This is a genomic window from Streptomyces phaeolivaceus (assembly GCF_009184865.1).
Lineage (GTDB): Bacteria > Actinomycetota > Actinomycetes > Streptomycetales > Streptomycetaceae > Streptomyces > Streptomyces phaeolivaceus.
Map to the genome: position 1 here is coordinate 2,849,855 of NZ_CP045096.1, position 20,573 is coordinate 2,870,427.

Consider the following 20,573-nt stretch of genomic DNA (forward strand, 5'->3'; position numbering starts at 1 on the left):
GGGATTGGCAAGTGCGCCGGGGACGTTCACGCCCGGGGCGCGCGTCGGCCCCGCCTCAGAGCGCCTCCGCGCCCCGCTCTCGCAACGCCTGGTCGTACTGCTGGAGCACCCACAACTCGTTCTGTACGGCGGCCAGCTGGGCCGGGTCTCCCTGGGCGGTGGCCCGCGCCAGGCTGCCCTGGACGTCGCGCACCCGGCGCTCGACGGCCCGGCGGCGCACGGTGACCAGCTGCGCGCCCGCGTACACGTCGTCGACCGTCTTGCGCATGATCGCCTCGACGGCCAGCTCGGTCACCATGGCCCGCACGGTGTCGTCCGGTGCCGCCTCGCGGACCCGGACCAGATACTCCTGGGGGTCCTCGGCGCCGTACTCGACGCCGCCCGCCTCGATGATCGTCTCGCGGACGGCCGCGTACGGGGCGGCGGTGAACTCGTCGACGCCGTACGCGTCGAAGGCGGGGGCGACCAGCTCCGGGCGCTGGAGGGCGAGTTTGAGGAGTTCGCGCTCGGTGGCGAAGACCGGGTTGCGCAGGGTGAGGGCGGGGCCGGAGGGGGGCCGGGCGGTGGATTCGTACGGCTGCGACGAGCGCTGCGCGGCGGGGGCGGGGCCCTGGCCGCCGCGGTCGCGGGCCCAGCGGGCGAGCTGGGCGACGCGCTTGACGACGAACTGGGTGTCGAGGATGCCGAGCATGCCGGCGAGCTGCACGGCGACCTCGTGCTGGGCGCCGCTGTTCTTGATGCGGGCCACGACGGGCGCGGCCTCGTCGAGGGCGGAGGCGCGGCCCGCCGGGGTCTCCAGGTCGTAGCGGGCGACGATCTGGCGGAGGGCGAACTCGAAGAGCGGGGTGCGGGGTTCGGTCAGCTCCGCGACCGCGTCGTCGCCCTTGGCGAGGCGCAGCTCGCACGGGTCCATGCCGTCGGGCGCGATCGCGATATAGGTCTCGGCGGCGAACTTCTGGTCGTCCTCGAAGGCGCGCAGGGCCGCCTTCTGGCCGGCCGCGTCGCCGTCGAAGGTGAAGATCACGCGGGCGCTGCCGTTGTCCATCAGCAGCCGGCGGAGGATCTTGATGTGTTCGCCGCCGAAGGCCGTGCCGCAGGTGGCGATGGCCGTGGTCACGCCGGCGAGATGGCAGGCCATGACGTCCGTGTAGCCCTCGACGACGACGGCCCGGCTGGCCTTGGCGATGTCCTTCTTGGCGAGGTCGATGCCGTACAGGACCTGGGACTTGCGGTAGATCGCCGTGTCCGGGGTGTTGAGGTACTTGGGGCCGGTGTCCGCCTCGTAGAGCTTGCGGGCGCCGAAGCCGACGACATCGCCGCCGATGTCGCGGATCGGCCACATCAGACGGCCCCGGAAGCGGTCGATGGGGCTGCGGCGGCTCTCCTGCGACAGCCCGGACAGGAGCAGCTCCTTGTCCGTGAAGCCCTTGCCGCGGAGGTACTTGGTGAGGTGGTCCCAGCCCTGGGGGCTGTAGCCGACGCCGAAGTGGACGGCGGCGGACTGGTCGAAGCCGCGCTCGGCGAGGAAGATCCGGCCCGTGTCGGCCTCGGGGCTGGTGGCCAGCTGTTCCGCGTACCACTCGGCGGCGATCTTGTGCGCCTCGACCAGCCGGATCCGCTCACCGCGCTGGTGGGAGGGGTTGTACCCGCCCTCCTCGTAGCGCAGGGTGATGCCCGCCTGGCCCGCGAGGCGCTCGACGGCCTCCGAGAAGGACAGGTGGTCGACCTTCATCACGAACGTGATGGTGTCGCCGCCCTCCTGGCAGCCGAAGCAGTGGAAGAGTCCCTTGCTCGGGCTGACCTGGAACGACGGCGACTTCTCGTCGTGGAACGGGCAGAGGCCCTTGAGGTTCCCGCCGCCCGCGTTCCGCAGCTGGAGGTACTCGGACACCACGGCGTCGATCGGGACCGCGTCCCGAACCGCCTTCACGTCCTCGTCGTTGATCCGTCCAGCCACGCGGCGATTCTACGGTCACCTACTGACATGGCTGCGCTGCGGAAGGGGCGCGGGGCTGTTTCGACATGCGGCTCCGCCGCGTGGGCGCGAGCAACCACGAACCACCCGCGCTCGCCCGCGCGCCCCACCCCGCAGACGCCTAGGCGGTCAGACTCTCCAACGGAACCTGGGGATTCGACAGCGCGTCCACATCCACCCGCGCCCGGGAGCGGATCAGTTTCTGGATCGGCTCAGTGACATCCCACACGTTCACATTCATCCCGGCCAGCACCCGCCCCTCCTTCACCCAGAACGCGATGAACTCCCGCTTCCCCGCGTCCCCCCGGATCAGCACCTGGTCGTAGGACCCGGGCGGCGCCCAGCCCGAGTACTCCATCCCCAGGTCGTACTGGTCGGAGAAGAAGTAGGGCACCCGGTCGTAGGTGACGTCCTTGTCGAGCATCGAGCGGGCGGCGGCCGGTCCGCCGTTGAGCGCGTTGGCCCAGTGCTCCACCCGCAGCCGGGTGTCGAACAGGGCGTGCGGGAAGGAGACGACGTCACCGGCGGCGTAGACGGAGGGGTCGGACGTCCGCAGGCCCGCGTCGACGGCGATGCCGCCGCCGTACGCGCGGTCGGCGATCTCCAGCCCCGCCGCCTCGGCGAGACCGACGCGCGGGGCGGCGCCGATGGCCGCGAGGACGTCGTGCGCCGGGTGCTCCTCCCCCGTGTCCGTGCGGGCCGCGAGGACCATGCCGTCCTGGCCGACGATCTCCGTGAGCCGGGCGCCGAAGTGGAAGCGGACGCCGTGCTCGCGGTGCAGCTCGGCGAAGAGGTTGCCCAGCTCGGGGCCGAGGACGCCGTGCAGCGGCGTCGGCTCGGGCTCGACGACGGTGACCTCCGCGCCGTACTCGCGGGCCGCCGCCGCCACCTCCAGACCGATCCAGCCGGCGCCCGCGACCACGAGGTGGCCGTTGTCCCGGCCGAGCGCGGCGAGGACGCCCTTGAGGCGCTCGGCGTGGGCGAGGCGGCGCAGATGGTGGACGCCCGCGAGATCGGTGCCCGGGATGTCCAGCCGGCGGGGCTCGGCGCCGGTGGCGATCAGCAGCTTGTCGTAGTGGACGAGGGTGCCGTCGTCGCCGAAGCGGACGGTCTTCGCCGTACGGTCGATCGCGTCGACGGTCTGGCCGAGGTGCAGCTCGATGTCGTTGCGCGCGTACCAGGACGGTTCGTGGACGAAGACGCTGTCGCGCTCCTCCTTGCCGAGCAGATAGCCCTTGGAGAGCGGCGGGCGCTCGTAGGGGTGGTCCCGTTCGTCGCAGATCAGTATCACGCGGCCGGTGAAGCCCTCCGCTCGGAGCGTCTCGGCCGCCTTCGCGCCGGCGAGACCGCCTCCGACGATGACGAATGTCTGATCCGCGTCGACCACTTGATGCCTCCTCTTAAGGGTGCGTCCACATGCGAGCGTCCCGCACACAGCGTGATGCGGGAAGAGGTAGTGACCCGATCAGGCCACGCAGGGTCACGTGTGAGTCATATCCCGTCCATCCCTGTCACATCCGGCGCATCCCTCACGTCCGTCCGGTCAGTCTCGCGTGGAGTGTGCGGGCGGAGGGGTCGGTGAGCGAGGCGATCTGGTCGACGATCACCCGCTTGCGGGCACGGTCGTCCGCCGCCGTGTCGAACAGCGCGCGGAACTGGGGTTCGAGTCCCTCCGGCGCGCGGGCGGTGAGCGCCTCGGCGAGTTCGGCGACGACGATCCGCTGGTCGGCGCGGAGCCGCTCCTGCTCGGCCCGCTGCATCACATAGCGGTCGGCGACGGCCTTGAGGACCGCGCACTCCAGCCGCGCCTCGCGCGGGACGACCAGTTCGGCGGCGTACCGGGTGAGCGGGCCGTTGCCGTACGCCTGCCGGGTGGCGCCCTCGGCGGCGAGGCAGAAGCGGCCGATGAGCTGGCTGGTGGCGTCCTTCAACCGGGCCTGGGCGACGGCCGTTCCGTCGTAGCCGTGCGGCCACCACTCCTGGTCGAGGAGACGGTCGAGGGCCTCGCCGAGTTCGGCCGGGTCGGTGTCGGCGGGCACGTACCGGCCGCGGGCGACCTCGAACACCGCCTGGCGTTCGGGCTCCGCGTGCAGGCAGTTGGGGTCGATGTGGCCCGCGTGGAGGCCGTCCTCGACGTCGTGCACGGAGTACGCCACGTCGTCGGACCAGTCCATCACCTGGGCCTCGAAGGTGGTGCTGGTGCCGGGGGCGTCCTTGCGGACCCAGTCGAAGACGGGGCGGTCGTCGTCGTACACGCCGAACTTCGGGGACCCGGGGTCGGTGGGGTGACCGCCGCGCGGCCAGGGGTACTTGGTGGCGGCGTCCAGGGCGGCCCGGGTGAGGTTCAGGCCGACGCTGACGAGTTCGCCGGTGGGGTCCGACCGGACGAAGCGCTTGGGTTCGATGCGGGTGAGGAGGCGCAGGGACTGGGCGTTGCCCTCGAAGCCTCCGCAGTCCTCGGCGAACTCGTTCAGCGCCTGTTCGCCGTTGTGACCGAACGGGGGGTGGCCGAGGTCGTGGGAGAGGCAGGCCGCCTCCACGAGGTCGGGGTCGCAGCCGAGGGCGGCGCCCAGCTCGCGGCCGACCTGGGCGCACTCCAGGGAGTGGGTCAGGCGGGTGCGGGGGCTGGCGTCCCAGGTGTGGGTGCGGGTGCCGGGGGTGACGACCTGGGTCTTGCCGGCGAGTCTGCGCAGGGCCGAGGAGTGCAGGACGCGGGCGCGGTCGCGTTGGAAGGCGGTGCGGCCGGGGCGTTTGTCGGGCTCCGGGGCGTAGCGCTCCGCGGAGGGCGGGTCGTAGGTGGGCGGGGTGTCGTGGCTTGTCGGGGTGTGGTGGTCGGGGGGTGCGGTGCCTTCCATGATTCGACAGTACGGGGAGGGTGTGACAAATGGGTGCCTACTCGTCTGCCGGGGACTGTTCTTTGGCGGGTACGGGTGCGTCGTGGCTGGTCGCGCGGTTCCCCGCGCCCCTTCGGGGCGCTCCTCTACGCCGATGCCAGCAGCGGCAGTGGCCTCGTGCTGGTCGTCAGGGACTCGTCGTAGCGGTGGAGTATCAGGTTCGCCATCGCGGGGTGTGTGCCCAGGGGGGCCGATGTGATCCAGGGGGCCGCTTCCGCGCATTCGCGGGCGAAGCGGCCGGGGGCCGTGAAGTAGGAGGCGACGGCTATGCGGGTGTGGCCGCGGGCGGTGAGGGTGCGGACGGCTTCGGGGACCGTGGGGGTGGCGGCGGAGGCGTAGGCGGGGAGGACGGGGACGCCGAGGCGGTCGGCGAGGAGTCGGGCCGTGCGGCCGGTGTCCTCGGCGGCCTCGGGGTCGCGGGAGCCGGCGGCGGCCAGGACGACGGCGCTGGTGCGGCGGGTGGCGTCGTCCACGCGCGTGCGCCAGCCGGCCTCGACGAGACGGGTGTGCAGGGTCTCCACGAGGAGGGGGTGCGGGCCCAGGGGGGCGGCCAGGCGGGTGCGGGCGCCGGAGGCCGCGGCCATCTCGGGGATGTCCTGCTTGACGTGGTAGCCACGGCTGAGGAGGAGGGGGACGAGGACCGCCTCCCGGTCGCCGAGCGCGGCGAGGGTGTCGGGGAGCAGGGGTTCGTTCAGCTCGATGTGGCCGAGGCGCACGGAGAGGCCGGGGCGCTGTGCGCGGACGCGCTCCATGAGGGCGCGCACGGTCGCCAGCGCGCGCGGGTCGCGGCTGCCGTGCGCCACGAGGACGAGTGCCGGTGCGGCGGGGCGCCGGGTTCCGTCGCGGGAGACGCGGCGGAGCTGGGTGGCCAACTGGTCGGTGATCAGGTTCATGATGTGCGCCGTACTGTCGAGGTCCGCGTTCGACTTGCTCGTCGTCGCCGTCATGGATCGATGGTGCCGGGGGGAGGTTGCCTGCCCGTTGCACGGTGGTCACGGGTCTTTTCCGGCAGTTCACCGTGCGGGGTGGGGCTGTGTGAACCACTGTGACCTGGTTCTTCTCCTCGTTCGAGTGAAGCTTGTCACGCCGGGCGGTGAACCGGAGCGATGCGGATGACGTCTTCGTTGGGCGGGATGACGGGTGCGATGGGGGCCCGTCGGAAACAAGCAGGACACACAGGACACCCCTGTGGGTCCGGGAGACGGGGGCCTCGGTGGGGCGTATCAGGCGGGTCGCGCGCGGGGTCCGGCTGCCGCGTACGCGGACCGGGCGGCGGCGGGCCGCGCAGGCGGTGATGGTGCTGTGCGCGCTGGCGCTGCTGCCCTCGACGTGGATGTTCACGGCGGCCGGTGACCGGCTGCGGACCACGGCCGACGTGCCGCGCACCGAGGTCGCGGTGGTCTTCGGCGCGGGGCTGTGGCAGGGCGAGCCGTCCCCGTATCTCGCGCGGCGGCTGGACGCGGCGGCCGAGCTGTACCGGACGGGCCGGATCAAGGTGGTGCTGGTCACCGGGGACAACAGCCGCGAGGAGTACGACGAGCCGGACGCGATGCGCGGCTATCTCACCGAGCACGGGGTGCCGGACGACCGCGTCGTCAGCGACTACGCCGGGTTCGACACCTGGGACTCCTGCGTCCGCGCCAAGAAGATCTTCGGGGTGGACCGGGCGGTGCTGATCAGCCAGGGCTTCCACATACGCCGGGCGGTCGCGCTGTGCCAGGAGGCGGGCGTCGAGTCGTACGGCGTCGGGGTGCAGGACCGGCACGACGGGACCTGGTACTACGGGGCGACCCGGGAGCTGTTCGCGGCGGGCAAGGCCTCCCTGGACGCCCTCTTCGAACCGGACCCCCGCTTCCTCGGACCGCAGGAAACGGGGGTCTCGGCGGCGCTCGCCTCGGCGGGTTAGCGGGTCGGCGCGTCAGTGCTTGACGGTGCCCCAGGTGCCCTGGTCCACGGCGCAGCCCCACTTCTTGCCGTCCGTGGTCTTGCCGTAGACGGCGAACTTCACCTCGTACAGGTCGGTGCGCAGCATGCGGGTGCTGACCTTGAACGCGGCGCTCTTGCCGGGCTTCAGGGTCTTCGCGGCGACCTTGACGATCTGGTTGGTCTTCTGGGTGATGCGGGCGCCCTTGGTCGTCACCGTGGCCTTGCCGAAGCGGAGGCTCTTGGTGTTGGTCACCTTCAGGCTGACGTCCTTGAACGTCACCTTCTTGCTGGAGTTCGTGAGACCGAAGCGGAGGCCGCCGTTGGTCACCCAGTTGTTGTTGTCGACGTAGAACTTCTTCAGGTAGGTGATCTTGATCGGGCAGCTCGCGGCGGCCTGTGCCTCGACGGACCCGGTGGGCGCCGTGGACGCGGCGGACGCGGCACCGGCCAGGCCCAGCTGGGCGGCGGTCAGAGCGCCGGCGGCTCCGAGGACGGCGACGGTGGTGCGCATACGGTTCACTTGGTGGTTCCTCTTCCCCCTACGGCCCTCGCACGGGCCACGTGACAGGACGTGCGCCGCACGGGGCTCACGGCACGACCCCCGTTGTCTGTGGCGCCCGTAGTTCTTAGCACGCCGACGCCGAACAGGTGGACGGCAAGCGCTTGGGTGAGCGCACTCGGTGACAGAACTGCGACATCCTCGCCTCACGCCGCGCCCCGGTCCACGGGGAGGTCCCCGTGCCGGTCGCGTAACGGGGGGCGCCCCGGCGCGTAACACGTCCGACGCACGCTGAGCGGTATGCCGAACTCCGCGACGCCCACCCACTGCCCGTACTGCGCCCTGCAGTGCGGGATGAACCTGACGCCCGGTGCGGACGGGTCCGACGGGATCGTAGTGGTCACGGAACGCGCGGACTTCCCGGTGAACCGGGGAGCACTGTGCGGCAAGGGCCGTACGGCCCCGGCTGTGCTCTCGTCCCGGGTCAGGCTGACCGGTCCCTTGGTCAGAAGGGCGGGCGTCCTGGAGCCCGCCTCCTGGGACGAGGCACTCGACCGGATCGCCGAGGGGCTCATCCGCACACGTACGGAACATGGTCCGGACGCGTGCGGAGTGTTCGGCGGCGGCGGGTTGACGAACGAGAAGGCGTACGCGCTCGGCAAGTTCGCGCGGGTGGTGCTCGGCACCTCGCAGATCGACTACAACGGCCGCTTCTGCATGTCCTCGGCGGCGGCGGCCGGGATGAAGGCGTTCGGGCTGGACCGGGGGCTGCCGTTCCCGCTGGAGGACATCCCGAGGACGGGGTGTGTCATCCTCGTCGGCTCCAACCTCGCGGAGACCATGCCGCCGGCGCTGCGCTATCTGACGGAACTGCGCGACAACGGCGGCACGCTGATCGTCATCGATCCGCGCCGCACCCGTACGGCCGAACAGGCCGATCTGCATCTCTCCCCGCGCCCCGGCACCGATCTCGCCCTGGCCCTGGGCCTGTTGCATCTGATCGTGGCCGAGGGGCGCACGGACGAGGAGTACATCCGCGAGCGGACCAGCGGCTGGGAGGAGACCCGGGCGGCGGCCATGGCGCACTGGCCGGAGTACGTGGAACGGATCACAGGGGTGTCCGTTCCCGAACTCCGCGAGGCCGTACGGCTGTTCTGCGAGCCGGAGCACGCGATGGTGCTCACCGCGCGGGGGCCCGAGCAGCAGTCCAAGGGCACGGACACGGTCGGCGCGTGGATCAACCTCACGCTGGCGACGGGCCGGGCCGGACGGCCGCTGTCCGGGTACGGCTGTCTCACCGGGCAGGGCAACGGGCAGGGCGGGCGCGAACACGGGCAGAAGGCCGACCAGTTGCCCGGGTACCGCAAGCTCGTCGATCCCGAGGCGCGGCGGCATGTCGCCGAGGTGTGGGGCGTCGACCCGGACTCGCTGCCGGGGCCCGGCCGGAGCGCGTACGAACTGCTGGACGCGCTGGGTACGGACATCAGGTCGCTGCTGCTGATGGGGTCCAACCCGGTGGTGTCGGCGCCGCGTGCCGCGCACATCGAGGACCGGATCAGGTCGCTGGACTTCCTCGCGGTGTGCGATGTCGTGCTGTCGGAGACGGCGGCGCTCGCGGACGTGGTGCTGCCGGTGACGCAGTGGGCGGAGGAGAGCGGCACGACGACCAATCTGGAGGGGCGGGTGCTGCTGCGGCGGCGGGCGATCACCCCGCCCGACGGGGTCCGCAGCGACCTGGAGGTCATGCACGAGCTGGCCGCCCGGCTCGGCGTCGAGAAGGGCTTCCCGACCGACCCCGAGGAGGTCTTCGAGGAACTCCGCCGGGCGAGCGCGGGCGGCCCCGCCGACTACTCGGGGATCACCTACCGAAGGCTCGCGGAGGAGAACGGGGTGTTCTGGCCGTGCCCGGGTTCGGTGGAGGACGCGGGGGCCGCATCGGCTGCCGGGGTGGGGGTGGTCGCGGCAGCCGGGGCGGTGACGGCCACCGGTGTGGGGGCCGTCGCGGCTGACGGGACGCGGGCCCTCCCGGTCCCCGGCGGGCAAGGTCTCCCCCGTGGTGATGTGCACCCCGGTACCCCGCGGCTCTTTCTCGATCGGTTCGGCACGGAGGACGGGCGGGCGCGGTTCGTGCCGGTGTCGCATCGGGCGGCGGCCGAGGAGCCGGACGGCGAGTATCCGGTGCTGCTGACGACCGGGCGGGTGGTCGCCCAGTACCAGTCGGGCGCCCAGACCCGGCGGGTCGACGAGTTGAACGCCGCCGCGCCCGGCCCCTTCGTGGAGCTGCACCCCCGGCTGGCCGAGCGGCTCGGTGCGGCGGAGGGGCAGCCGGTGGCCGTGGTCTCCCGCCGGGGCCGGGCCGTGGCACCGGCCCGGATCACGACCGGCATCCGCCCCGACACCGTCTTCATGCCGTTCCACTGGCCGGGCGAGGGCCGCGCCAACACCCTCACCAACCCCGCCCTCGACCCCACCTCCCGCATGCCGGAGTTCAAGACGTGCGCGGTGCGGCTGGAGGTGGTCGGGGAGTAGGGGCGGGGCTCCGGGGTCACTGGTCGAGCAGTCGCTCAGAGCACCGCGCGTACCGTCGTCGCGTCCTCCGTGTACCTCGCTATGTCCTCGGGGGTGAAGTCATGGACCTCCGGGAAGCCCAGGCCGATGACGGCGACGAGGTGGGTGTCGTCCGTCGCGGCGAAGACGGGGACGGTGAGGGAGCCCTTGGCGCCGGCGGCGCGGCCCGCGCGGACGGCGACGCCGGTCGTGTCGGCCTGGAAGTCACGGATGGCCACCGCCTCCCGGCGCCGCGCGGCCGTACCCGCCATGCCCTTGCCGATCGGGATGACGGCGGTGCCGTTGCGCACCGACACCGGCAGGTTGTACGAGGCGACGAGGACGATCTCGCCCTCCTCGGCGGGCTCGGAGAGATGGACGGAGCCGACGAGGCCACCGTTCCGCTCCACGAACTCCGCGAGCCACAGGTCCACTTCGGGGCGGGCGTTCTTCAGGACGGTCTCGTTCAGGGCGACGACGTTCATGGGGGCTCCTCGTGCTCACCGCTCGGAAAGGCTGTCGGAAGCGCTGTCGGAAAGCGCTGTCGTGAACGACATCGATACCCCACTCACTTGAACATTCATGCTTTCGGATACGTAGATCCTGTGTGGTCGTCCCGACGTTTCACAGAGGAGGCGCACAGCGGACGCACAGCTCGACGTGAACACTTGGGAGCACAGCAGACCCGGGGGATCGCATGCCGCAGCAGGACCGTCACCAGTGGACCGACTCGTTCCCGTGGAGCCTCGCGTACCGCTGGGGCCACTCCGCGCTGACCGCCGACTTCGACCTGAGCGGTGATACGCCCAGGCTGCTCCGCGTCCGCCGTCCGGGCGAACCCGAACCCCGCCCCGAGGAGACCGAGACCGACCCCTCGCTGCCCCTGGTCGACCTGGTCCTGCTCGGCGACGACACCGGCGGGGCGAGAGCGCGCTTCGCCGGCACGGCGACCGGCGGCCGGCTCACCTACCGGGCGCACCACTCCACCTACAGCTGCTCCGACAACGCGGGCCTGCACCGGCTGACCTTCGAACTCCACGACCCGGCAACAGGGTTGACCGCCTTCGTCGCGTACGAATCACCGGACGGCATCCCCGTGCTGCGCTCCCGCGTCCGGCTGCGCAACGACGGCACCGGGCCGCTCACCCTGCGTTCGGTCGGCAGCCTGCTCCTCGGCGGACTGCCCTCCCCCGACGAACTGTCCGTCCTCCGCGCGCGCGACGACCGGCTCGCGAAGTGCCGTTGGTACACCGAGCCGCTACGGGACTCCGTCCCCGACGTCGGCCAAGGGGCGCACGGCGGCGCCGGGCACGCGGCGGCACGCCTCGCCGGGCGCGGCGGTCGGCCCACGGACGGGCATCTCGCGATGGGCGCGCTCCAGCACCGTACGGACGGGCGCGGCTGGCTGTGGCAGATCGAGTCGGCGGACGGCTGGGTCCGGGAGGCCGGTGAGTCGGCGGGCCGGACGTATCTCGCGCTCGGCGGCCCGACCTACGACGAGCACCAGTGGCGTCAAGTCCTGCAGCCGGGCGCCGAGTTCACGACCGAGTGGGCCGCGCTCGCCCTCGGTGCCGGGTTCGACGGGGCCTTGGCCGCCCTGACCTCGTACCGGCGCGCCGTACGCCGCCCGTATCCGGACCACACCGGCTCCCGGGGCCCGTCGTAGGCGGGCGTGGTCAGCCGCGTGTGCGCCAGTCCCCGCCCTCGATCGGCTTGCCCCCGGCCCGCAGGCGGGCGGCGACGGTCGGGGCGGCGATGTACACCCAGGCCCGTACGACCGTGCCGTCGGCGAGGGTCGCCCCGCGTGCCACCCGCTCGTAGAGGTTCGTGGGGTCGCCCGGGACGTACTCCTCCAACTCGTCGAGGGTGCGCAGGAGTTCGGCGTAGGACTCGGGCCGGGCGGTGACGATCTCGCCGCTCACCCCGCCGCCTCGCCCGCCCGCCGGCCCTCGCGCTCCCCCGCCGGTCTCCTCCACCGCGTAGGGGTAGCCGGGGCCGTCGTACAGCGTCAGGCCGCGCATCCGGGCCGGCTTCTCGGCGCGGGTTCGGCCGCGCAGGAAGAGGTCGTGGTTGTGCTCGCCGGGGCGCAGGGTGCCGTAGACGAAGAAGGGGAGCACCGTTCTCCTCTCCAACCGTGTGGGACGCGACCGGGGTCAGCTCGTCCTGGTGCCGCAGGACCGCGACGACGACGGTCGCCGTCAACGCCCCCGAGACACACCGCTTCAGCGTGTCGAGTGACATCGGGTCGGAGGTCAGGGCGAGTCCCGCGTACAGCAGTGCCGTGCCGCCGAGGAAGCCCAGCAGGACGGGGAGGGCGGACTGGAGCAGCCCCGGCTTGTAGGTGATCGTCGCCGTGGTCATGAGGTGGGGGCCGGAAGCGGGAGGGCGTCCGTGTAGCCGTTGGACGGGCGGGCGATCTCCTTGATGCCGTGGGCGTCGAGGGCCGCCCCGGCGGAGCCGGTGCCGAGGGTGCCGGAGGGGTGCCAGGTGCCGGTGAGGGTGACCCAGGTGTCGGCGGGCGGGGGCGGGGTGCCGTGCACACGTACCTTCACGAACTGGGCGTCGGCGGCGCAGCAGCTGAACATGACGCGGGTCAGGTACCAGCCGGTGGTGCCGTCGGCGGTTCCATCGCCGCTGCCGCCGTCGTCCTTGCCGGAGGTCTCCTTGCCGGAGGTCTCCTTGTCGGGGGTGACGAAGCCGGTGAGCTGGACGAGACGGCCGTCGATGGCCCGGTCGCGGTCCTGCTGCACGCGGCGGGTGAAGTCGGTCAGGGTCATCGGGAGCGGGGAGGTCTTCGGCAGAGGATCGAAGTCGTCCTGTTCGGTGACCGTCACCGCCTTGGGGGCCTCACGGGAGGCGGTGTACGCGCCGATGGCCGGCGGGGCGTAGAAGAGCAGGCTCAGGGCGGGGAGGAGCAGCAGCCAGGCGACCCGGGGCGGGGTGGAGTGGTCGTGACCATGGCCGTGGTCGCCGTCGCCGTGGTCGCCGTCGTGGTCGTGGCCGTCGTGGTCGTGGCTCGTCCGTTCGTCTCTTCCGGTCCGTCTCCACACCGACCAGGCCTCCGCCGTGCCCAGTGCGAGCAGCAGCACACCCGAGGCCACGAGGAGGGGGTGCATGCCCTCCTTGACGTACCGCAGGTAGTGGTCGGTGAGGACGGTGGCGTGGAGGAGGCCGAGGCCGCTGAGGAGGAGAAGGAGCGCCTGCAGGGGGCGTTTCACAGGAGTACGGCTCCGATCAGGACGCTGCACAGGATCGCGACGACGACGGTCGCGGAGGAGAAGCGGATCGCGAAGGCCCGGCCGAAGGTGCCCGTCTGCAGGGCGATCAGCTTCAGGTCGACCATGGGGCCGACCACCATGAAGGTCAACCGCGCGGTGGGTGAGAAGCCGGTGAGGGACGCGGCGACGAAGGCGTCCGCCTCGGAGCACACGGACAGGAGGATGGCGAGCGCGGCGAGGAACAGCACCGACAGCCAGGGCGAGTCGGCGAAGGTGTCGAGCACGGTGCGCGGGACGAGGACGTTGAAGGTGGCCGCGGCCATCGCGCCGACGACGAGGAAGCCGCCCGCGTGCAGGAAGTCGTGCTGGAAGCCGGTCCGGAACTCGTTCCAGCGGCTGTGCCCGGGGCTGTGTCCCGTGTGTCGCGCGACCGGCTTGAGCCATTCCGCGCGGCCCAGCCAGAGCCACAGCCAGCCCATCGCGGCGGCGGTGGCGAGGGAGGCGAGCAGCCGGGCCAGCACCATGGCGGGGCTGCCGGGGAAGGCGATGGCCGTGGCGGTCAGCACGATCGGGTTGATGGCGGGGGCGGAGAGGAGGAACGCGAAGGCCGCGGCCGGGTTGACGCCCCGGCGGATCAGACTGTGCGCGACCGGCACCGACGCGCACTCACAGCCGGGCAGGACGACCCCGGCGGCACCGGCGACCGGGACGGCGAGCGCGGGCCTGCGGGGCAGTACGCGGGTGAACACCCGGGCCGGGACGAACGCGTTGATGGCGCCCGAGAGGGCCGTACCGAGCAGCAGGAACGGCAGCGCCTGCACGGTGATGGAGAGACAGACGGTCCGCCACGCCTGAACGGCCGGTTCCTCCATCCACCGCCCGACCGCGAACAGCACGACACCGGGGACGACCGCCGCGCCGAGGAGCAGCAGGGGCCAGTGGCGGGGCCAGTTGTGGTCGGGGGCGGGGGCGGGGTCGGCGTCCGGGTCGAGGTCACCGTCACCGTCACGGTGGTGGTCGCGGTGGTGGTCACGGTCGTGGCTGCGCCCGCCGGGGCGGTGTGCGCCGTGGGGCGTGTCGCGGCGGGATGCCTCGTGGACCACCACGGCTATCTCGGGCTCCGCCGCCGCCTCCTCCGACTCGGCCGTCACCGCCCCTTCGGCCGGTTCATCTGTCTTCTGCATGCCAACTCCGAATATACGGACGATCGAATGATCGGATCGAAACATAGCGGGCGCTCCGGGCGGATGTTTCAGACCCCGTCCAGAAGAGACGCGAGGCCGTCGTCGACCGCCGGTTCCAGATCCTCGCCGCCGAGCGCGACGACGGCGTACGAGCGGCGCAGGAAGCGGCGGAGCGAGGGCGTGTCGAAACGGATCATGGCCATGCCGTACGGGGAGTGGAGTTCCACGACGGTGTGCGCCGGGCCGCAGGGCCACAGGTGTACGTCGCCGATGCCGGCCGGCGCGGTCAGGCCCTCCGCGAGCAGGGCGCGGGCGAACGTCCAGGTCACGTCGGCGTCGTCGGTGGAGGCGCCGGCCGGGAAGTCGATGTGCACGGCCAGGGGGTCGGCCGGGGTGTAGCGCAGGGTGGTGCGTACCGGGATCTCCTCGCAGTCGGGGGTGATCAGGCGGGCGCGGGCGCGTTGTTCGAGCGCGGGGGGCGTGGGCCGGGTGGGCTGCGCGGGGTGCATGAGCGGTCTCCAGTTCGGGCACTTCAGGTACTTCAGGCGCCTGGGGCGCTTCGGGTGCTTCGGGTGCTTCGGGCGCTTCGACTTCTTCACGTGGTTCAGGCTCTTCGGATGCTCGGATGCTGCGGGTTCGTGTGTTCGTCAGATGTTTCTTCGGATGACTTCCCGAAGACTTCCCTGGACGACACACCCTCTCGACCGCGCCAAGACCCCCTGTATTACGCCGTTTTCGAAGTAACCCGCTGTGACGCGCATCACTTTGTGTGATTACTTGAGATTTTTGTCATCTCGACATACAAAATCGTCCTCATCCCATCAGCAGGCGACTGGAGAGCGTTCCCGCCATGACCGACGGCCTGTCCGGGTCCGCGACCGCCGCGTACACCCGGATCTACGAGGAACAGCATCCGCGTCTCGTCGCGTACGCGCGCTCCCTCACCCGGAACTCCTGGACCGCCGAGGACCTCGTCGCCGAGGCGCACTTCCGCGTGTGGCGGCGGCTGTCCGGGGGCCACGAGATCGACAACGTACCGGCGTATCTGATGACGACGGTGCGGCATCTCGCGGCGGCGGTGGGGACCGGCGCGACGCGGGAGACGCCGCTGGATCCGACGGCGCCCGAGCGCGTCGAGGCCGATGTGCGGGTGGGCGACGCCGTCGACCCCGCCGAACAGGTTTCCTCTGTCGATCTGTTGGTGCGGGTGCTGGGGCAGTTGCCCGAGCGGTGGGTGCGGGCGCTGTGGCTGGCCGAGGCGGAGGGTCAGCCGCTGGAGACGGTGGGGCAGCGCATCGGCGCGAAGCAGGGCGCGACGGCGGTGCTGTTGCACCGGGCGCGTGAGGGGATGCGCCAGGCCTTTCTGCGCGAGCAGCCCGGTGCGCCGATCGATCCGGCGTGCCAGGTGCGTTGGGGGCGTATGCCGGCGTATGTGCGCGGTACGGCTACCTCGCGGCAGTCCGAGCAGTTGCTCGGCCATGTGGACGCGTGCGACGACTGCCGGGCGCGGCTCGCGGTGCTGATGCGCACGAACGATCGGCTGCCGGCGCTCGTCGGGCCGGCGCTGTTGGTGTTCGTGGTGGGTGGGGGTGGGGGTGGGGGCAAGCTGCTCCTTTCCCTCACGGCGGGGGCCGGTGGGGCGGCGTCGGGGCTCGGTGGGGCGGGTGCGGGTGCCGGTGCGGGTGCTGGTGCGGGTGCAGGTGCGGGTGCCGGTGCGGTGAAGATTCCGGCGGTGGTGGGGGTCGGTGCGGCTGCGGCTGCCGCCGCCGTCGTAGCCGGGATCGTGCTCGGGCCGCTGGATTCCGATGCGGTTCCCGCGCAGCGGGTGCCGGTCGCTCAGGCGCCGGGGCCGCGGGTGCCCGAGGCGCGGTCGCCCGAGGTGGTGGAGCGGCGGAACGCGGTGACTGACGCGGCGCCTTCGGCTCGGGGGGCGGGGGGCGTTGTGGTGGTTGTGCGGGTGGGGGGTGGGGGGCGTGGGGGTGCCGGTGGTGACGGGGGTCAGCCGGGGGTGACTGCGCCTGAGGGGTCTGAGGCACCTGAGGGGGCGGGTGTTGAGGAGCCTCGGGTGACTGTGCCTGGGGGGCCTCGGGTGGAGGAGCCGGGGGTTGTGGAGCCGGGGGTGGACGCGCCCGAGGTTGTGGAACCGGGGGTCGATGAGCCCGAGGTTGTGGAACCGGGTGGGGAAGAGCCCGGGACCGGTTATCCGGAGGCGGAGGAACCGGTGGGCGAGGGTCCTGGTTCTGGTGCTGGTGAGCCGGCTGTTCCTGTGGAGGAGGGGCCTGTAGAGGGGCCGCCGGTGGAGGAGGCTCCTGTGGAAGAGGCTCCTCCCGTGGAAACGCCGCCTGTTGAGGAGGCTCCGGTGGAGGAGGCTCCTCCCGTCGAGGTGCCGCCTGTGGAGGAAGTGCCTGGCGAGGGGCCGCCCGTTGTGGAGGTTCCTGGTGGGGAAGTGCCTGGTCCGCCGGAGGTGGTTGAGCCTGGGGTGGAGGTGCCTGTTCCTCCTGTGGAGGCGGGGCCGGAGGGGCCGGGGGGTGGGGGCGAGGGGCCCGGGGGCGGTTGCTGACTTCGAGGGTGGGGTGGTGGCGGTGGCCCTGGGATTTTCCTCGCCCCCGCCGCCCCTACCCGTCCCATCCCCAGGGGCTGCGCCCCTTCGACCCCCTTCGCGCTGCGCACGGGGCGGTTCGGGGTGGGTCGGTACGCGCGAGTCGGTACGCGCGGGACGGTTCGGGGCGAGTCGGTACGCGCGCGTCCGGTGGGGGCTGGTCGCGCAGTTCCCCGCGCCCCTGAAAAGCCGGGGCTGCGCCCCGTGCTTTTCAGCCCACGGCCCCGTCGCCTTTCAGCCCTCGGCCCCGTCGCCTTTCAGGCCTGCGGGGCCGTGGTCTTTCAGGCCCGCAGGGGCCTGAATCCTTTAGGGGCGCGGGGAACTGCGCGAGAAGCCCCACCGGACCCGCACCCGACAACGCACCCCCAGCCACCCCGAACTCCCCCAAGCGCCCCCGGCACCCCCAAGCCCCCGGCCCCTTAACCCCCGTACGGCCGCCTCCGTTTCGCCTCCCGCAGGGCCCCGCCCCACCACGACAGCTGATCCAGCATGACCCGCGCGGCGGCGTTCGGGGCGGTCGGGTCCTTCAGGTGGCCGGACTCGTCGAAGGCGGCGTGGGCGTTGTGGAAGGAGACCGTGTCGCGCACGGTGGTGGCGTGGAGTTCGGCGAACACCTGCCGGAGGTGCTCCGCCGCGCGCAGCCCGCCCGACATCCCACCGTAGGAGACGAGCGCGACAGGCTTGGCGCGCCATTCGTGGAAGTGCCAGTCGATGAGGTTCTTGAGGCCCGCCGGATACGAGTGGTTGTACTCGGGCGTCAGCACGATGAACGCCTCGGCCGCCGCCAGCCTCGGCGTGATCTCGGCCAGCCGCGCCGTGGCCTCGGGGGTCGATGCGAACGTCGTGGGCAGGTCCGCCTCGGCGACATCCACCACGTCGACCTCGAAACCGTCGTGCTCCCGTACCCGGCCCAACAGCCACTCGGCGATCACCGACCCGAAACGGCCCGTGCGATTGCTCCCGATGACCAGCGTCACCCGCACCGTGTCGGTCTGCGTATGCGTTTCCGTCTTCATGAGGTCACCCTCGTACCTCGACTTTGGTTGAGGTCAAGCGATCGGCGTCGTCGGTGACGGAGGCTCGCCCCCCTCCCGTGTCACCCGTTCACACCCCCGCCGCCCCACGATCGCGTTCTCTCCCCCGCCACTCCCGCTCCAGCCCGGTGACCTGCCCAAACGCCTCCCGCGTCCGGTCGCCCTCCCCTCCCCCGGCCTCCATCCCCCTTGTTTCTGACGGGGCATCAGGAAGCGCTCCGGCCGGTCAGCCCCTTACCTCGGAAGGGAACGGAGGACTCTCGGAGGAGGCGCACGATGCGACGTACCGTCCGGCCGCTGACCGCAACCGCCCTGGCCCTCACTCTCGCGGCCTTCGCCGCCGCCCCCGCGTACGGCGGCGCGGGCACCGGGCGGCTCGAACTGTCCCCCACCGGTGTCGTCCCCGGCGACGAGGTCGCCGTCCATACCGCCGCCTGCGGCGCGAAGGGTACGGCGGCGGGGGACGCCAGCGCGGTCGGCGCCGGTTCCTTCTCCCTCGCGCCCGACGACGGGGAGGGGCGCCTCGACGGGCGGTTCGAGGTGCCCCCGAGCGCCCAGCCGGGGACGTACGAGATCGTCGCGATCTGCGCGAACGGTGGCCGACGGGTCACCGGCGACCTGGTGGTCTCGCTCACCGGCACGCGGACCGGGCCGCCGGCGTATCCGAGGGGAAGCGTGAAGACGGGGGTCGGTGGCGCACTCGGTCCCGATCCCGTGCAGACCGCGGCGGGCGTGGCGGCTCTGGCCGTCGCCGCCGCGGGCGGTACCTGGCTCCTGCATCGCCGGGCGAGAGGCGACGGGATCTGACGGACACCCTCCGCTGTCCGTCCGCCGGTACCGCCGTCCCCCCTCCCCTCCGGGCCCGACGCCCCTCGGCCCGGAGGAGAGGGAAGGGGCTCCGTTTGTTTGAAACTGTCCTGAACCCCTGTCGAACCCCTGCCCTGAACCCCTGCCCTGAACCTGTCCTGAACCTGCCCTGAGCGGCCCTCACGGGTCGAGAGGAGGTTTCGTGCGTCGGCTCGCCAACGGCGTCATAGCCGGGGTCACCGTGGTCGCCCTCTGCTCCGGCGTGTGGCTGCTGCACAGCGGCACCACCTCACACGCGCCACCGCAGCCGTCGGCCGCGCAGGCCCACGTCCCGTCCGGACCGGCAAGTCCACCCGATGCGGCCGTCCCCTTGCCGCCCTCCCCTCCCGACCGCATCCGTATCCCCTCCATCCGTGTGGACGCGCCGCTGACGGGGCTCGGTCTCACGGCCGCCGGGAGTCTCGACGTCCCGCCCGCCGAGAAGGAGAATCTCGCGGGCTGGTACGAGGCCGGCACCACCCCGGGTGAGCGGGGCACCTCGATCGTCGCGGGGCATGTGGACAACGCCGACGGGCCCGCCGTCTTCTTCCGGCTCGGCGCGCTGAAGCGGGGCGACACCGTCGAGGTGGACCGGCGGGACGGCGGCATCGCGGTGTTCACGGTGGACGCGGTGGAGGTGTACGACGCACGGGACTTCCCCGACGCGAAGGTGTACGGGGCGGCGGCCCGCCCGGAGTTGCGGGTCATCACCTGCGGCGGCGGATATTCGAGGGCGACCGGCTACCAGGGGAACGTGGTCGTCTTCGCCCATCTCACGGGCAGCCGGGACAGCTGATCCCCGCCCTCACGCCACCCACTGCTCGTACCCCATCTTCGCCACCAGCGTGAACACCACCGTCAGCAGGACGACGCGGACGAAGCCGCTGCCCTTCTTGAGGGCGGTGCGGGCGCCCACCGTGCCGCCGACCAGGTTGAAGACCGCCATCAGGGCCGCCAGCTGCCAGTAGACCGTGCCCTTCCAGGCGAAGGTCGCGAGGGCGCCCGCGTTCGTGCAGCAGTTGACGATCTTGGCGGTGGCGGAGGCGGTGACCAGGTCGAGATGGAGGACGGCGGTCAGGGCGAGGACCAGGAACGTACCGGTGCCGGGGCCGACGAGTCCGTCGTAGAAGCCGATGCCGACGCCCGCGAGGCCGATCGCGGCGAGGACGCGGCGCGCGGAGACCGGGCCGGTCGCGGGGGCCGTCGTGCCGAAGGAGGGGCGCAGGATCACGAAGGCGCCCACCGCGAGGAGGACGACCATGACCACCGGCTTCAGGACCTCGGTGCTCATGCCGGCGGCCACGAACGCGCCGGCCGTCGAGCCCGCGAGCGCCGCCAGACCGATCCGTACGGCGATCTTCACGTCGACGGGTGTGCGGCGGGCGTACGTCACCGCCGCGCCCGTGGTGCCGACGATGGCGACCGCCTTGTTGGTGCCGAGCGCGTACTGCGCGGCCGAGGCGCCGTTCGGCAGGCCCAGCAGCAGAGTGGGGAGGAGCAGGAGCCCGCCACCGCCGACCACGGCGTCGATCCAGCCGGCCGCGAGGGCGGCGAGGCAGAGGACTACGACCATGGTCAGCGATATGTCGGGCATGATCGCGACCCTATGCGCCGGGATGGGTGTGCTGTCCATCGACCTGAGGATCTTCTGAGGTTCGGCGCCGAGGGCTCGCCCGCCCTCCCGTATACGCCCGCATGACCGCCGTATCACCAGGTCAGCAGGGTGATCCCGGCCGTCCTCACACGCCACCCGGCCGTGGTGGAAACCCCTCACACTCCGCTCGGGTCCACGGGGAGGGCAGCGTTCCTCGTGGGAAACAGACGTGATGCGGTCGGGTAACACCGGCACCG

The 20,573-nt window shown here is 72.1% G+C and carries 18 protein-coding genes; 6 read left to right on the forward strand and 12 right to left on the reverse strand.

Annotated features, from left to right (window positions below; all coding sequences use genetic code 11):
• Positions 1 to 55: 55 nt before the first annotated feature.
• The 4 genes from dnaG to F9278_RS13350 form a co-directional block, all read right to left on the reverse strand.
• Positions 56 to 1,957 (reverse strand): DNA primase, encoded by a 1,902-nt coding sequence (dnaG, locus tag F9278_RS13335; protein ID WP_152168524.1) that lies wholly within the window; start codon positions 1,955 to 1,957, stop codon positions 56 to 58.
• A 139-nt stretch (positions 1,958 to 2,096) separates the two neighbouring features.
• Complete coding sequence (locus tag F9278_RS13340; protein WP_152168525.1) at positions 2,097 to 3,362, reverse strand: NAD(P)/FAD-dependent oxidoreductase; 1,266 nt, start codon at positions 3,360 to 3,362, stop codon at positions 2,097 to 2,099.
• 142 nt (positions 3,363 to 3,504) lie between these two features.
• The gene (locus tag F9278_RS13345; protein ID WP_152168526.1) at positions 3,505 to 4,830 is read right to left on the reverse strand and encodes a deoxyguanosinetriphosphate triphosphohydrolase; all 1,326 of its coding nucleotides are present in this window, start codon (positions 4,828 to 4,830) and stop codon (positions 3,505 to 3,507) included.
• Positions 4,831 to 4,955: 125 nt separating this feature from the next.
• On the reverse strand, positions 4,956 to 5,816 hold the full coding sequence (locus F9278_RS13350; RefSeq protein WP_152168527.1) for a sirohydrochlorin chelatase: 861 nt from the start codon (positions 5,814 to 5,816) through the stop codon (positions 4,956 to 4,958).
• A 347-nt stretch (positions 5,817 to 6,163) separates the two neighbouring features.
• Here F9278_RS13350 and F9278_RS13355 point away from each other — a divergent pair, with 347 nt between their 5' ends.
• On the forward strand, positions 6,164 to 6,775 hold the full coding sequence (locus tag F9278_RS13355; RefSeq protein ID WP_226967284.1) for a SanA/YdcF family protein: 612 nt from the start codon (positions 6,164 to 6,166) through the stop codon (positions 6,773 to 6,775).
• 12 nt (positions 6,776 to 6,787) lie between these two features.
• Here F9278_RS13355 and F9278_RS13360 read toward each other — a convergent pair whose 3' ends face one another.
• The gene (locus F9278_RS13360) at positions 6,788 to 7,315 is read right to left on the reverse strand and encodes a hypothetical protein (protein WP_152168528.1); all 528 of its coding nucleotides are present in this window, start codon (positions 7,313 to 7,315) and stop codon (positions 6,788 to 6,790) included.
• 279 nt (positions 7,316 to 7,594) lie between these two features.
• Here F9278_RS13360 and F9278_RS13365 point away from each other — a divergent pair, with 279 nt between their 5' ends.
• Positions 7,595 to 9,823 (forward strand): molybdopterin oxidoreductase family protein, encoded by a 2,229-nt coding sequence (locus tag F9278_RS13365; RefSeq protein ID WP_152168529.1) that lies wholly within the window; start codon positions 7,595 to 7,597, stop codon positions 9,821 to 9,823.
• Between the two features lie 35 nt (positions 9,824 to 9,858).
• On the opposite strand, the gene F9278_RS13370 is transcribed toward F9278_RS13365, so the two are convergent.
• Positions 9,859 to 10,326, reverse strand: a complete 468-nt coding sequence (locus tag F9278_RS13370) for a GAF domain-containing protein (RefSeq protein ID WP_152168530.1) — start codon at positions 10,324 to 10,326, stop codon at positions 9,859 to 9,861.
• A 212-nt stretch (positions 10,327 to 10,538) separates the two neighbouring features.
• Here F9278_RS13370 and F9278_RS13375 point away from each other — a divergent pair, with 212 nt between their 5' ends.
• Positions 10,539 to 11,507 carry a hypothetical protein gene (locus F9278_RS13375; RefSeq protein ID WP_226966728.1) on the forward strand — a complete coding sequence of 323 codons (969 nt, stop codon included), beginning with the start codon at positions 10,539 to 10,541 and terminating at the stop codon, positions 11,505 to 11,507.
• 10 nt (positions 11,508 to 11,517) lie between these two features.
• Here the strand turns inward: F9278_RS13375 and F9278_RS13380 are convergent, their stop codons facing one another.
• The 4 genes from F9278_RS13380 to F9278_RS13395 all read right to left on the reverse strand — a co-directional run bounded on the left by F9278_RS13380 (position 11,518) and on the right by F9278_RS13395 (position 14,752).
• The gene (locus F9278_RS13380; RefSeq protein WP_152168531.1) at positions 11,518 to 11,958 is read right to left on the reverse strand and encodes a gamma-glutamylcyclotransferase family protein; all 441 of its coding nucleotides are present in this window, start codon (positions 11,956 to 11,958) and stop codon (positions 11,518 to 11,520) included.
• A gap of 240 nt (positions 11,959 to 12,198) precedes the next feature.
• Positions 12,199 to 13,059, reverse strand: coding sequence for a TIGR03943 family putative permease subunit (locus tag F9278_RS13385; protein WP_152168532.1), 861 nt, complete (start codon positions 13,057 to 13,059; stop codon positions 12,199 to 12,201).
• Positions 13,056 to 14,243, reverse strand: coding sequence for a permease (locus F9278_RS13390; protein ID WP_404818876.1), 1,188 nt, complete (start codon positions 14,241 to 14,243; stop codon positions 13,056 to 13,058). The genes F9278_RS13385 and F9278_RS13390 overlap by 4 nt, the downstream gene beginning before the upstream one ends.
• Positions 14,244 to 14,311: 68 nt before the next feature.
• Entirely contained in the window at positions 14,312 to 14,752 is a 441-nt protein-coding gene (locus tag F9278_RS13395; protein WP_193241461.1) for an SsgA family sporulation/cell division regulator, read from the reverse strand.
• Positions 14,753 to 15,093: 341 nt separating this feature from the next.
• Here F9278_RS13395 and F9278_RS13400 point away from each other — a divergent pair, with 341 nt between their 5' ends.
• A complete protein-coding gene (locus F9278_RS13400; RefSeq protein ID WP_152168534.1) occupies positions 15,094 to 16,803 on the forward strand; it encodes a sigma-70 family RNA polymerase sigma factor in 1,710 nt (569 codons plus the stop codon).
• Positions 16,804 to 17,261: 458 nt separating this feature from the next.
• Here the strand turns inward: F9278_RS13400 and F9278_RS13405 are convergent, their stop codons facing one another.
• Positions 17,262 to 17,858, reverse strand: a complete 597-nt coding sequence (locus F9278_RS13405) for an NADPH-dependent FMN reductase (protein WP_152168535.1) — start codon at positions 17,856 to 17,858, stop codon at positions 17,262 to 17,264.
• 294 nt (positions 17,859 to 18,152) lie between these two features.
• Between F9278_RS13405 and F9278_RS13410 the strand changes: the two genes are divergently transcribed.
• Together F9278_RS13410 and F9278_RS13415 are read left to right on the forward strand one after the other, a co-directional pair.
• Positions 18,153 to 18,683 (forward strand): hypothetical protein, encoded by a 531-nt coding sequence (locus tag F9278_RS13410; RefSeq protein ID WP_152168536.1) that lies wholly within the window; start codon positions 18,153 to 18,155, stop codon positions 18,681 to 18,683.
• Between the two features lie 202 nt (positions 18,684 to 18,885).
• The gene (locus tag F9278_RS13415; protein WP_152168537.1) at positions 18,886 to 19,518 is read left to right on the forward strand and encodes a class F sortase; all 633 of its coding nucleotides are present in this window, start codon (positions 18,886 to 18,888) and stop codon (positions 19,516 to 19,518) included.
• A gap of 9 nt (positions 19,519 to 19,527) precedes the next feature.
• On the opposite strand, the gene F9278_RS13420 is transcribed toward F9278_RS13415, so the two are convergent.
• Entirely contained in the window at positions 19,528 to 20,316 is a 789-nt protein-coding gene (locus F9278_RS13420; protein ID WP_152168538.1) for a sulfite exporter TauE/SafE family protein, read from the reverse strand.
• Positions 20,317 to 20,573 lie beyond the last annotated feature (257 nt).